Genomic DNA, 13154 nt, shown 5'->3' on the forward strand with positions numbered 1-13154 from the left:
GCGTTCGTTTTTATGGGTTGGACGGTTTGGTCGCCGCGATGCTGGCGGGGCTGCCGGGAACGACCACCCCCATCGAGACGATGTACTTGAGCGCCTCGTCCACGCTCATCCGGAGCTCGATGCAGTCGCTGCGCTTGAGCATCACGAAATAGCCGCCCGTGGGATTGGGCGTGGTGGGCACGTAGACGCTGAGGAACTCCTCGTTGCCCAGGTGTTCCGCGACCTCATTGCCGGGCGCGCCGGTGACGAAGGCGATGGTCCACACGCCCTCGCGCGGCCACTGCACCAGCACCGCGGTGCGGAAGGCGTTGCCGTTCTCGGAGAACAGCGTGTCGGACACCTGCTTGACGCTCGAATAGATCGAGCGCACCACCGGGATGCGGCGCACCACGGCGTCGCCCCAGCCGAGCAGGCGCTTGCCGACGAAATTGCTCGCGGCCGCGCCCACCACCAGCAGGATCGCCAGCGTGAGCAGCACGCCCAGGCCGCGCACCCGGTGGTCGCTGAGCCAGACCTGCCACTGCTCGGGCAGCAGCCACAGCGTCTGGTCGAGCGTGCCGATGATCCAGTTCAGCACGCCGAGCGTGATGACCAGCGGCACGATCACCAGCAGGCCGGACAGCAACCATTTGCGCAGGGCGAGCATCGGGAGGTTTCTTCTCAGGGGGCGGCGGGCGGTTCGGGCGCCTCAGTCCGTGCTCTTGGCGGCCGGCGCAGGGGCCGGCGCGGGCGCGGGCGCCGGGCTGGGCGCAGCGGCGGGTGCTTCGGCGGACTTGGTGGCGCCGTCGCCCGAAGCGGCCGGCGCGGTGGCGGCTTCGGACTTCTTGCCGCCGCCGTCACGGAAGTCGGTCACGTACCAGCCCGAGCCCTTGAGCTGGAACCCGGCCGCCGTGACCTGCTTTTCGAACGCGCTCGCGCCGCATGCCGGACACACCGTGAGCGGCGGATCGGACATCTTCTGCAGGGCATCCTTGGCGAAGCCGCAGGCGCTGCACTTGTAGGCGTAGATGGGCATGGGAAATCGAGTGGGGAAAGCGGCCAGGCGGCCGCTCGCAAAGCCCTCGATTATAGGGGCGCCCCCCGGCCGGCCGACGCCCCGGGGATTGCGCCCGGCGCGAGATTCAGGCCGTTTCGGTCGCCAGCGGGCGGTGCGGCGTGTGAGTGTTCACCACCCATTGCGGCGCCAGCGAGCCGAGCACCATGCCCGCGAACGAGGCCAGCACGCCCGCGAGCTGGGCCGGGAACACCGCGCCCCAGGGCATGGCCATGAACAGCAGCCAGGTGCCGATGCCGAACAGGATCGCGGCGATCGCGCCCTGGGTGGTGGCGCGCTTCCAGTAGAGGCCGAACACCAGCGGGACGAAGGCCCCGACCAGCGGCACCTGGTAGGCGCCCGAGACCAGTTCGTAGATCGGCGTGCCCTGCATGCGGATCGCGTAGGCCAGCACCGCGGCGCTGAACAGCAGCACCGTGATGCGCATGGTCCGGAGGTTCTCGCGGTCGGTGCCCGCGGGACGGAACTGGCGCCAGATGTTCTCGGTGAAGGTGACGCTGGGCGCCAGCAGGGTGGCCGAGGCGGTCGACTTGATGGCCGACAGCAGGGCGCCGAAGAACAGCACCTGCATCACGAACGGCATCTTCTCGAGCACCAGCGTGGGCAGCACCTTCTGCGGATCCTCCTTGAGCAGCGTGGCGGTCTGCTCCGGCATGATCAGGAGCGCGCTGGCGACGAGGAACATCGGCACGAAGGCGAACAGGATGTATGCCAGGCCGCCGATCACCGGACCGCGCGTGGCCGCCTTGACGCTGTTGGCCGACATCACGCGCTGGAACACGTCCTGCTGCGGGATCGAGCCGAGCATCATGGTGATGGCGGCCGCGAAGAAGAAGACCATGTCGTGCCAGTTGGGCTCGGGCCAGAACTTGAACAGGTCCTTGCTGACCGCGAAGGCGACCACCTTGTCGGCGCCGCCGGCCATGTTGCCCGCGAACATCGCGATGATGGCCAGGCCGGCCACCAGGATGATCATCTGGATGAAGTCGGTGACCGCCACCGACCACATGCCGCCGAACAGCGTGTAGGCCAGGATCGAGACCACGCCGATCACCATGCCGGTCGACAGCCCGATGGCGCCGCCCGAGAGCACGTTGAACACCAGGCCCAGCGCCGTGACCTGCGCCGAGACCCAGCCCAGGTAGCTCAGCATGATGATCAGCGTGCAGGCCACCTCCACGCCGCGTCCGTAGCGCTCGCGGTAGTAGTCGCTGATGGTCAGCAGCGTCATGCGGTAGAGCTTGCCCGCGAAGAACAGGCCCACGAGGATCAGGCAGGTGCCGGCGCCGAACGGGTCCTCGACCACGCCGTTGAGGCCGCCCTCGATGAACTTGGCCGGGATGCCCAGCACCGTCTCGGAACCGAACCAGGTCGCGAAGGTGGTCGTGACGATCATGAAGAGCGGCAGGTGCCGCCCGGCGATCGCGAAGTCGGTGGTGTTCTTCACGCGCCGGGCCGCATACAGGCCGATGGCGATGGTGAGCAACAGATAGACGATGACCAGGGTCAGCAGCACGTCAGGTTCTCCTCTTTCCTCGATTCCAAGGCAGCACGCCCATCTTTTCCGGGCCGTGGCGGCCAGCGCCACGGTTCAGATGATTTGAACGCGCACCAGCAGCTGCATGGCCAGCAGACCCAATACAAAACCTATGCCACCGTAGACGATCGACTGGAGCAACCGGTTGGTGCGCTTCTGCGCGGCCAGCAGCTCCAGCAGCTCGCGCCGGTGGTCGGGCGGCCGATTCTCCAGGAAATCGTGCAGCAGGCGCGGCAATTCCGGCAACAGCTTGGCGTATCGCGGCGCCTCGTCCTTGAGTTGCTGGAACAGCTTCTTGGGGCCGATCTGGTCGACCATCCACTTCTCGAGGAAGGGCTTGGCCGTGTGCCAGAGGTCGAGCTCGGGATCGAGCTGGCGACCCAGCCCCTCGATGTTGAGCAGCGTCTTCTGCAGCAGCACCAGCTGCGGCTGGATCTCGACGTGGAAGCGGCGCGAGGTCTGGAACAGCCGCATCAGCACCATGCCGAGCGAGATCTCCCTGAGCGGCCGGTCGAAGTAGGGTTCGCAGACGGTGCGGATCGCGGCCTCGAGCTCGTCGATGCGCGTGCCCTCGGGCACCCAGCCGCTCTCGAGGTGCAGCTCGGCCACGCGCTTGTAGTCGCGCCGGAAGAAGGCCACGAAGTTCTGCGCCAGGTACTCCTTGTCGGACTCGGTGAGCGTGCCGATGATCCCGAAGTCCAGCGAGATGTAGCGCCCGAAGGTCTGGGGCTCGAGGCTGACCTGGATGTTGCCCGGGTGCATGTCGGCATGGAAGAAGCCGTCGCGGAACACCTGGGTGAAGAAGATGGTGACGCCGTCGCGCGCGAGCTTCGGGATGTCGACGCCGGCGGCGCGCAGCCGCTCGAGCTGCGCGATCGGCACGCCCTTCATGCGCTCCATCACGATCACCTCGGGATGGCAGAAGTCCCAGAACATCTCGGGAATCAGCACCAGGTCGAGCGAGGCCATGTTGCGGCGCAGCTGGGCGGCGTTGGCGGCCTCGCGCACCAGGTCGAGCTCGTCGTGCAGGTACTTGTCGAACTCGGCCACCACCTCGCGCGGCTTGAGCCGCTTGCCGTCGGGCGAGAGCTTCTCGACCCAGCCGGCCATCATGGCCATCAGGCCCAGGTCCTTCTCGATCACGCCGCGCATGTTGGGGCGCAGCACCTTGACCGCCACCTCGCGCAGCTGGCCGTCGCTGGTGCGGATGGTCGCGAAATGCACCTGCGCGATCGAGGCGCTCGCGATCGGCGTTTCGTCGAACTGCACGAACACGTCGCTGACGGGCCGGCGGAACGCGCGCTCGATGGTCGCCACGGCCACCGCCGAGGGGAACGGCGGCACGCGGTCCTGCAGGAAGGTCAGTTCGTCGGCGATGTCGGGCGGCAGCAGGTCGCGCCGCGTGGAGAGCACCTGGCCGAACTTGACGAAGATCGGGCCCAGCCGCTCGAGCGCCTCGCGCAGGCGCTGGCCGCGCGGTGCGTCGAGCCGGCGGCCGAAGGAGACGATGCGTGCGACCACGCGCAGCCAGGGCTTCTGGAAGCTCGTGAGCACGAGCTCGTCGAGGCCGTAGCGCAGCGCGACCCAGACGATGAAGAGGCTGCGATAGAAGCGGCTCATTCGGCGGTGCCCGCCGAACCGATACCGGATCTGCCGGCCGCCGCGCGGTTGCCCACGAACTGGCGCAATGCGCCCACCACGCGCCGCACCGCATTGCCGATGGCATGCGCGGGCACGTCGCCGATCACGCGCGCGAGGTCGTCCTCGACGTCCCAGCGCACGTGGTCGACCAGCCAGTTGACCTCGGCCGCGAGCTGCACGTCGCCCACGATCTGCACCGAGGGCTTGTCGCCGCGCAGCGTGGCGCGCGCGATCTCGAAGGGGTTGTCATCGGTGACCGACAGCGTGAGCTCGGGCAACGAGCCCGGCGGCGCCAGGTCGAGCAGGCCGGCGGGCGTGGCCACCAGCTCCATCGTGACGAAGCGCCACTGGAAGCGCACCACGCGGCCCTGCTGGCGCACCAGCCGCTGCTGGGCCTCGGGCTCCTGCTGCAGCACGTGGTTGAGGAACAGCACGGCGCGGTGCTGGATCTCGTGCACGGCCCAGGGCGGCGGCTGCAGGCGCTCGCCGACGCGATTGAACAGGTCGCCGAGCAAAGAAAAAGGGGACGATGGTGTGGCCATGGTCCCCATTATCCTTTCTGCAGGCGGCCGGGCCGCCTTCGAAGCCGCTGCTTATTGCAGGGCTTGCACGCCGGCCACGAGCCAGCCGTTGCCGCCGGTGGTCGGACGCGTCATGTTCCAGACTTCGCGGAACGGGCCCGGGCCCGCCGAAGCGTCTTCGCGGATCATGCCGGAGAACTCCACGCTGGCCATGTAGGCATCGGCCAGTTCCTCGATGCCGAGCAGCTTGGCGTCGAGCATGACCACTTCGGTCTTGTTCGACACGCCACCGGTGTGGCTGGCGCGGTCGGCGAGCTGGCTGCGGATTTCCTCGATCATCTCGTCGGTCATCATCGAACGCAGCATGGTGATGTCGGCGCGGTCCCAGGCATCCTGCAGGGTCACGAAGTTGCGCTTGGCGGCGGTCAGGAAGCCATCGACGTCGAAGCCGGCCGGGATGCCCCAGCTCTGCGAACCGGCCAGGGCCGAACCGATCATGCTGCCGCCACCGGCCGCGGCACCCGCGGACGAGAGGCTGCTGCCGTGCGAGGTCGCGGCGGGCGTGGCATCGAAGTTGGTGGCGTTGCGCTCCCACGGACGGGCCGAGGCGTCGTTGCCGACGTTGCTCGGGCTGTACTGCGCCGGCGCCGCCGGGTTGCCCGGGCCGCCCGCGCCCTGGAAGGCGAAGCCGCCCTGGCGTGCACCGGCGGGCTGCGAGCGCGACTTGATCATGCGCCACACGAACACCGCGGCCAGCACCAGCAGGCCGATCAGCAGGATGTTGCCGAAGCCCGCACCCAGGCCCAGCGAGCTCGCGAGCCATGCGAGGCCCAGGCCCGCGGCCAGGCCGCCGAGCATGGCGCCCCAGGGGCGCTTCGGCGCCGCGGCGGCGGGTGCCGGCGTGGCAGGCTTGGCGGCCGCGTTGGTGGCGTTCTGTTGCGCGGGCGCAGCCGGCGGCGTGGCCTGGCGTTGCGTCACGTTCGAGGATTGGCGGCCGACGGATTTACCGCCGCCCATGCGCGCCGCGTCGGCCTGGATGCTGACGAGCGCGAGTGCGCCAGCCAGAAGCAAAGTACTCAAACTCTTCATAAGGTCTCCTCTCGAACGAAATCTCGTCTGATCAACACTTGATTCCAACATGGAGGGCGACCACGCCACCCGTCATGTTGTGATAGTCCACATGCCCGAAACCGCCCTCTTTCATGAGGGACTTGAGCTCGTCCTGGCCCGGATGCATGCGGATCGATTCGGCCAGGTAGCGGTAGCTCGCGTCGTCGCCCGCCACCACCTTGCCCAGGCGCGGCAGCACGTTGAAGGAGTACCAGTCGTAGACCTTCTCGAGCGGCTTCGCGACCTTCGAGAACTCGAGCACCAGCAGCTTGCCGCGCGGCTTGAGCACGCGGTTCATCTCCTTGAGCGCGACGTCCTTGTGCGTCATGTTGCGCAGGCCGAAGGCGACGGTGACGACGTCGAAGTGGTCGTCGGGGAACGGCAGCTTCTCGGCGTCGCAGACCGTGGTGGGCAGCACCACGCCGGCGTCGAGCAGGCGGTCGCGGCCGGTGCGCAGCATGGCTTCGTTGATGTCGGTGTGGACCACCTGGCCGCTGGCGCCGACCTTCTTCGCGAAAGCCAACGCGAGGTCGCCGGTGCCACCCGCGATGTCGAGCACGCGCGAGCCCTCGCCCACGTTCGCGACCATCACGGTGTAGGCCTTCCATGCGCGGTGAAGCCCCATCGACATGAGGTCGTTCATCAGGTCGTAGCGCGTGGCGACCGAGTCGAACACGCCGCGCACGCGGCCGGCCTTCTCGCTCTCGTCGACTTTCTCGAAGCCGAAATGGGTGGTGGTCATGCGACCGATGTTAGGCCGTTCGTCCTCGCATCAAGACGACGACCCCGCTGTACCGGCGGTCATTTGTTGCTTTTTCTGCAAACGCTGAGGTCTTGTAACGCCCGTCACGTCTACCGACGAAGCTATGCTTTCAATAGCAAACGCCGGTCAATGGCTGCCGCACGCGTGGCCGCCCTTCTCGGCCATCGGTGCGTCGCGATCGACGCCCGCTTCGGCCAGCTTCTGCTCGTAGGCGGCCCAGAGCTCGGCCTCTTGCGAACCCAACTGATACAGCAGGTCCCACGAGTAGATGCCCGAGTCGTGCCCGTCGCTGAAGCTGGGCTGCACCGCGTAATTGCCCACGGGTGCGAGGTTCACCAGCTCGACCTCGCGCTTGCCGGTCTGCAGCACCTCCTGGCCCGGGCCGTGGCCCTGCACCTCGGCCGAGGGCGAATAGATGCGCATCAGCTCGAAGGGGATGCGGAAGGTGGCGCCGTCGGAGAAGCCCACCTCGAGCACGCGCGAGCGGCCGTGCACGGTGATCGATTGCGGCGTCGGTGCGCCCTGTGTCAAGCCTGCCATCGCGAACTCCTCAGTTGCCCGGGCCACCCATGCGGCCGAGGCGCTCGATCATCGCAGCCTCCGCGGCCGGCAGGCGCGCCGCGACCTGCGCTTCGCGCACGGCATCGCGTTCGCGAAGCGCGCCGGCCCACACCGAGCCCGGAAAATGGCTGTCGTCCGCGAAGCGCGCGATCACGTGCCAATGCAGGTGCGCCACCATGTTGCCGAGCGCGGCCAGATTGATCTTCGCCGGCTGCAGGTGCTCGCGCAGAGACTGCTCGACCACCGCCACGGCCTCCATGCACAGCACGCGGTCGGCCGTGTCGAGGTCGGAGAACTCGGGCGCATGCGCGGTCCACACGACGCGGTAGAAGGCCGGGAAGCCCGCCTCCTGCGCATGGATCACGCGCAGCTTCGCGCCCTCGAACACGAGGCGACCGCCGGGTCCCTCGCACAGCACGCAGCCCGGGACCGCGCTCACACCAGCACCCGTTCGATGCCACCCTGGTTCGCGGCCGCCACGTACGCGGGCATCCAGTCGGCGCCGAGGATCTTGTTGGCCATCTCGACCACGATGTAGTCGGCCTCGAGCAGGCCGCTGTTCAGGTCGCTGCCGTAGCGCGACAGGCCCTGCAGGCAGCTCGGGCAGCTGGTGAGGATCTTCACGTTCTCGCCGGCGCCGATCTTGCCGCCGTCGCGCAGCGCGGCCTCGCCCTTCTTCAGTTCCTCTTCCTTGCGGAAGCGGATCTGCGTCGAGATGTCGGGCCGCGACACGCCCAGCGTGCCCGACTCGCCGCAGCAGCGGTCGTTCTTGAGCACGTTGTCGCCGACCAGCGCCTTCACCGTCTTCATCGGGTCCTGCTGCTTCATCGGCGTGTGGCAGGGGTCGTGGTAGAGGTAGCCGGCACCGCCGGCATCGCCCAGGGTGATGCCCTTCTCGAGCAGGTACTCGTGGATGTCGATGATCCGGCAGCCCGGGAAGATCTTGTCGAACTGGTAGCCCTGCAACTGGTCGTAGCAGGTGCCGCAACTCACCACCACCGTCTTGATGTCGAGGTAGTTGAGCGTGTTCGCCACCCGGTGGAACAGCACGCGGTTGTCGGTGATCATCTTCTCGGCCTTGTCGAACTGGCCGCTGCCGCGCTGCGGATAGCCGCAGCACAGGTAGCCCGGCGGCAGCACCGTCTGCACGCCCGCATGCCAGAGCATGGCCTGCGTCGCCAGCCCCACCTGCGAGAACAGCCGCTCCGACCCGCAGCCCGGGAAATAGAACACCGCCTCGGTCTCCGAGGTCGTGGCCTTGGGGTTGCGGATGATCGGCACGTAGTCCGCGTCCTCGATGTCGAGCAGCGCGCGCGCCGTCTTCTTCGGCAGGTTGCCCGGCATCTTCTTGTTGATGAAGTGGATCACCTGCTCCTTGATCGGCGCCGGTCCGAGCGAGGCCGGCGGCGCCGCCGTCTGCTTCTTCGCGAGGCCGCGCAGCAGGTCGTTGGCCATGCGCTGCGCCTTGAAGCCGATGCCCACCATGCCCGCGCGCACCGCCTTGATGGTCTGCGGATTGGTCGCGTTGAGGAAGAACATCGCGGCCGCGTTGCCGGGGCGGAAGCTCTTCTGCCCCATCTTGCGCAGCAGGTTGCGCATGTTCATCGACACGTCGCCGAAGTCGATCTTCACCGGGCAGGGCGTGAGGCACTTGTGGCACACCGTGCAGTGGTCGGCCACGTCCTCGAACTCCTCCCAGTGCTTGATGCTCACGCCGCGCCGGGTCTGCTCCTCGTAGAGGAAGGCCTCGACCAGCAGCGAGGTCGCGAGGATCTTGTTGCGCGGGCTGTAGAGCAGGTTGGCGCGCGGCACGTGGGTGGCGCACACCGGCTTGCACTTGCCGCAGCGCAGGCAGTCCTTGACGCTGTCGGCGATGGCGCCGATGTCGCTCTGCTGCATGATGATCGACTCGTGCCCCATCAAGCCGAAGCTCGGCGTGTAGGCGTTGGTCAGGTCGGCATGCAGCGACTGCGCGCCGGCGCCCGGCTCGCGCAGCAGCTTGCCCTTGTTGAAGCGACCTTCGGGATCGATGCGCTGCTTGTATTCGGCGAAGGGGCGCAGTTCCTCGTCCGACAGGAACTCGAGCTTGGTGATGCCGATGCCGTGCTCGCCCGAGATCACGCCGTCGAGATGGCGCGCCAGCTTCATGATGCGCGCGACCGCCTCGTGCGCGGTCTGCAGCATCTCGTAGTTGTCGCTGTTGACCGGGATGTTGGTGTGCACGTTGCCGTCGCCCGCGTGCATGTGCAGCGCGACCCACACGCGGCCCTTGAGCACGCGCTTGTGGATCGCCGTGCACTCGGCCAGGATCGGCGCGAAGGCGGCGCCCGCGAAGATCGCCGACAGCGGCTGGCGCAGCTGGGTCTTCCAGCTCGCGCGCAGCGAATGGTCCTGCAGCTGCGGGAACAGCGCATCGACCTCGTCGAGCCAGCCGGCCCACAGCGCGCGCACCTCCTGCAGCAGCGCCACGGCCTGCGCCACGCGGTCCTCGAGCAGCTCGGCCGAGGGGATCTCGTTGGCGTCGTCGGTCTTGCCCAGCGGCAGGTTGCCGTGCACGAAGAACTTCTCGAGCTCGTCGACCAGCGCGAGCTTGTTGCGCAGCGACAGCTCGATGTTGATGCGCTCGATGCCGTCGCTGTACTCGGCCATGCGCGGCAGCGGGATCACCACGTCCTCGTTGATCTTGAAGGCGTTGGTGTGGCGGCTGATCGCGGCGGTGCGCTTGCGGTCGAGCCAGAACTTCTTGCGCGCCTCGGGGCTGATGGCGATGAAGCCCTCGCCGCTGCGCGAGTTGGCGATGCGCACCACCTCGGAGGTGACGCGCGCCACCGCGTCGGCGTCGTCGCCCGCGATGTCGCCGAACAGCACCATCTTCGGCAGGCCGCCGTGCTTCTTCGACTTGGTGGCGTAGCCCACGGCCTTCAGGTAGCGGTCGTCGAGGTGCTCGAGGCCGGCCAGCAGCACGCCCGAGCGCTTCTGCTCGGCGAACATGAAGTCCTTGATCTCGACGATGCTGGGCACCGCGTCCTTGGCATTGCCGAAGAACTCGAGGCAGACGGTGCGCGTGTGCGCCGGCATGCGGTGCACCACCCAGCGGCAGCTCGTGATCAGGCCGTCGCAGCCTTCCTTCTGGATGCCCGGCAGGCCCGAGAGGAACTTGTCGGTCACGTCCTTGCCGAGGCCTTCCTTGCGGAAGGTGCGGCCCGGGATGTCGAGGCGCTCGGTGCGCAGCGGCGTCTTGCCGTCGGCCGCGAAGTACTGGAGCTCGAACAGCGCGCTCTCGGCGTCGTGGATCTTGCCGAGGTTGTGGCCGATGCGCGTGACCTCGAGCCATTCGGCCTGCGGCGTGACCATGCGCCACGAGGCCAGGTTGTCGAGTGCGGTGCCCCACAGCACGGCCTTCTTGCCGCCGGCGTTCATCGCGACATTGCCGCCGACGCACGAGGCCTCGGCCGAGGTCGGGTCGACCGCGAACACGTAGCCCGAGCGCTCGGCCGCGTCGGCCACGCGCTGCGTGACCACGCCGGCCTCGGTCCAGATGGTGGGCACGGGCGCCTCGAGGCCGGGCAGCGCAACCAGCTCGACCTCGGTCATCGCCTCGAGCTTCTCGGTGTTGATGACCACGCTGTTCCAGGTCAGCGGGATCGCGCCGCCGGTGTAGCCGGTGCCGCCGCCGCGCGGAATGATGGTCAGGCCCAGCTCGATGCAGCCCTTGACCAGCAGCGCCATCTCGGCCTCGGTGTCGGGGCACAGCACGACGAAGGGGTACTCCACGCGCCAGTCGGTGGCATCGGTGACGTGGGCCACGCGCGAGAGGCCGTCGAACTTGATGTTGTCCTTGGCCGTGAGCCGGCCCAGCACGCGCGTGGCCTTGCGGCGCAGCGCGGCGATGTCGCGAAACAGGGTGTCGAAGGCCTGCACGGCCTCGCCGACGCGGGCGGTGAGCTCGCCCACGAGCTGGTCGCGCGGCAGGTCGCTGTCGGGCGTGCGGCGCTTCTGCACCTCGGCCAGGCGATGCCGCAGCGCATCGACCAGCAGGCCGCGGCGGCGCGGGTTGTCGAGCAGGTCGTCGATCAGGTAGGGGTTGCGCTGCACGACCCAGATGTCGCCGAGCACCTCGTAGAGCATGCGCGCCGATCGGCCGGTGCGGCGCTCGGCGCGCAGCGTCTGGAGCAATTCCCAGGCGCGCTCGCCCAGCAGGCGGATCACGATCTCGCGATCGGAGAAGCTGGTGTAGTTGTAGGGGATCTCACGCAGTCGTGCAGGCTCTGCGGCCTGCGACAGCAGCGCGTTCAACGCGGTCGGAGCATTCATCGGGGTGGGGCCTCGGCCGGGCGCCACGCGTCCATAGCCGGGGTGGGGATTTTAGGTCAGGGGGGCGGTCCTTGCCCTGACCTGCCCGTATTGCTCCCTCCCCCGCTGGGGGAGGGTCGGGGTGGGGGCACCGGACCTTCGCCCAAGGCGCAACCGTATCGACCGCCCGCAGCCCCCATCCCGGCCTTCCCCAGAGAAGGAAGGAGAAAAACCATCAGAACAGCACGCGGCTGCGGATCGTGCCCTGCACCTTCGCGAGCTTCTCGAGCGCGAGGTCCGAGGAGGCGGCGTCGATGTCCATCACCACGTAGCCGATCTTCTCGTTGGTCTGCAGGAACTGCGAGGAGATGTTGATGTGGTTGTCCGAGAAGATCTTGTTGATCTCCGACAGCACGCCCGGCACGTTGCGGTGCACGTGCAGCAGGCGATGCTTGCCCGGGTGCGCGGGCAGCGCCACCTCGGGGAAGTTCACCGACGAAGTCGAGGTGCCGTTGTCGCTGTACTTGACCAGCTTCTCGGCCACCTCGAGGCCGATGTTGGCCTGCGCCTCCATCGTCGAGCCGCCGATGTGGGGCGTGAGGATCACGTTGTCGAGTCCGCGCAGCGGCGACTGGAACTCGTCCTTGTTGCTGCGCGGCTCGACCGGGAACACGTCGATGGCGGCGCCCAGCAGCTTCTTCTCCTTCAGCGCGCCAGCCAGCGCGTCGATCTCGACCACGGTGCCGCGCGAGGCGTTGATCAGGATCGAACCGGGCTTCATGGCCGCGATCTCGGCCGCGCCGATCATCCATTGCGTGGCCTGCGTCTCGGGCACGTGCAGGGTCACGATGTCGCTCTGCGCCAGCAGCTGGTGCAGGTCGCGCACCTGGCGCGCATTGCCCAGCGGCAGCTTGGTGACCACGTCGTAGAAGGCCACGTGCATGCCGAGCGCCTCGGCCAGCACCGACAGCTGCGCGCCGATCGAGCCGTAGCCCACGATGCCCAGCGTCTTGCCGCGGATCTCGAAGGCGTTGTCCGCCGACTTGAGCCAGCCGCCGCGGTGCGCCACCGCGCTCTTCTCGGGCACGCCGCGCAGCAGCAGGATCGCCTCGGCCAGCACCAGCTCGGCGACCGAGCGGGTGTTGGAGTAAGGCGCGTTGAAGATCGCCACGCCATGCTCGCGCGCGGCCTCGAGGTCGACCTGGTTGGTGCCGATGCAGAAGCAGCCGGCGGCCACCAGCTTGTGGGCGGCCGCGAACACCTCGGCGGTCAGCTGGGTGCGCGAGCGGATGCCGAGGAAGTGCACGTCGGCGATCTTGGCCTTGAGCTGCTCGTCGGGCAGCGCGCCCGGCAGCGACTCGACGTTGGTGTAGCCCGCCGCATGGAGCACCTCCACGGCCGAGGGGTGGATACCCTCGAGCAGAAGAAACTTGATCTTGCTTTTGTCGAGGGAGGTCTTGCTGCTCATGCTGCTGCTCGCGGTAGCCCCGGCCATGGCAACAGGCTAGGCCGAAAAAGGGAGGGCGATGCTAGCATGGTGCAGCGCAGCAAGCAGGGGCCCCGCGCGCGAGCGCCCTGTCGTCCAAGGGGGTTTCCCCGGGTTTCTCGACGTGTGCACTCCGTGCGACAAAGCCGCAGAACCGTCACTTATGTAACCTAACATCGACGGTTTTA

Annotated in this window: 11 protein-coding genes; all 11 read right to left on the minus strand. The window is 68.0% G+C overall.

Features of this window, described 5'->3' with window-relative positions:
* Nucleotides 1-10 precede the first annotated feature (10 nt).
* Nucleotides 11-646, minus strand: a complete 636-nt coding sequence (locus INQ48_25765) for a DUF502 domain-containing protein (GenBank protein ID QRF56704.1) — start codon at nucleotides 644-646, stop codon at nucleotides 11-13.
* 42 nt (nucleotides 647-688) lie between these two features.
* Nucleotides 689-1015, minus strand: a complete 327-nt coding sequence (locus INQ48_25770) for a zinc ribbon domain-containing protein (GenBank protein QRF56705.1) — start codon at nucleotides 1013-1015, stop codon at nucleotides 689-691.
* A gap of 106 nt (nucleotides 1016-1121) precedes the next feature.
* Nucleotides 1122-2570: a sodium:solute symporter family protein gene (locus INQ48_25775; protein QRF56706.1), complete on the minus strand. Its 1449-nt coding sequence runs from the start codon at nucleotides 2568-2570 to the stop codon at nucleotides 1122-1124.
* Nucleotides 2571-2645: 75 nt separating this feature from the next.
* Entirely contained in the window at nucleotides 2646-4211 is a 1566-nt protein-coding gene (gene ubiB, locus INQ48_25780) for a ubiquinone biosynthesis regulatory protein kinase UbiB (GenBank protein ID QRF56707.1), read from the minus strand.
* On the minus strand, nucleotides 4208-4774 hold the full coding sequence (locus INQ48_25785) for a hypothetical protein (GenBank protein QRF56708.1): 567 nt from the start codon (nucleotides 4772-4774) through the stop codon (nucleotides 4208-4210). The genes ubiB and INQ48_25785 overlap by 4 nt, the downstream gene beginning before the upstream one ends.
* A 51-nt stretch (nucleotides 4775-4825) precedes the next feature.
* A complete protein-coding gene (locus tag INQ48_25790; GenBank protein QRF56709.1) occupies nucleotides 4826-5842 on the minus strand; it encodes a Tim44 domain-containing protein in 1017 nt (338 codons plus the stop codon).
* A 31-nt stretch (nucleotides 5843-5873) separates the two neighbouring features.
* Nucleotides 5874-6605 (minus strand): bifunctional demethylmenaquinone methyltransferase/2-methoxy-6-polyprenyl-1,4-benzoquinol methylase UbiE, encoded by a 732-nt coding sequence (ubiE, locus tag INQ48_25795; protein QRF56710.1) that lies wholly within the window; start codon nucleotides 6603-6605, stop codon nucleotides 5874-5876.
* A gap of 147 nt (nucleotides 6606-6752) precedes the next feature.
* Complete coding sequence (locus tag INQ48_25800; GenBank protein QRF56711.1) at nucleotides 6753-7166, minus strand: DUF971 domain-containing protein; 414 nt, start codon at nucleotides 7164-7166, stop codon at nucleotides 6753-6755.
* Between the two features lie 10 nt (nucleotides 7167-7176).
* Nucleotides 7177-7626, minus strand: a complete 450-nt coding sequence (locus INQ48_25805) for an HIT family protein (protein QRF56712.1) — start codon at nucleotides 7624-7626, stop codon at nucleotides 7177-7179.
* The gene (locus tag INQ48_25810; GenBank protein QRF56713.1) at nucleotides 7623-11501 is read right to left on the minus strand and encodes an FAD/FMN-binding oxidoreductase; all 3879 of its coding nucleotides are present in this window, start codon (nucleotides 11499-11501) and stop codon (nucleotides 7623-7625) included. The genes INQ48_25805 and INQ48_25810 overlap by 4 nt, the downstream gene beginning before the upstream one ends.
* Before the next feature lie 214 nt (nucleotides 11502-11715).
* Nucleotides 11716-12948: a phosphoglycerate dehydrogenase gene (gene serA / locus INQ48_25815; protein ID QRF56714.1), complete on the minus strand. Its 1233-nt coding sequence runs from the start codon at nucleotides 12946-12948 to the stop codon at nucleotides 11716-11718.
* Nucleotides 12949-13154: the final 206 nt, after the last annotated feature.

It is taken from the genome of Variovorax paradoxus, assembly GCA_016806145.1.
Lineage (GTDB): Bacteria > Pseudomonadota > Gammaproteobacteria > Burkholderiales > Burkholderiaceae_C > Variovorax.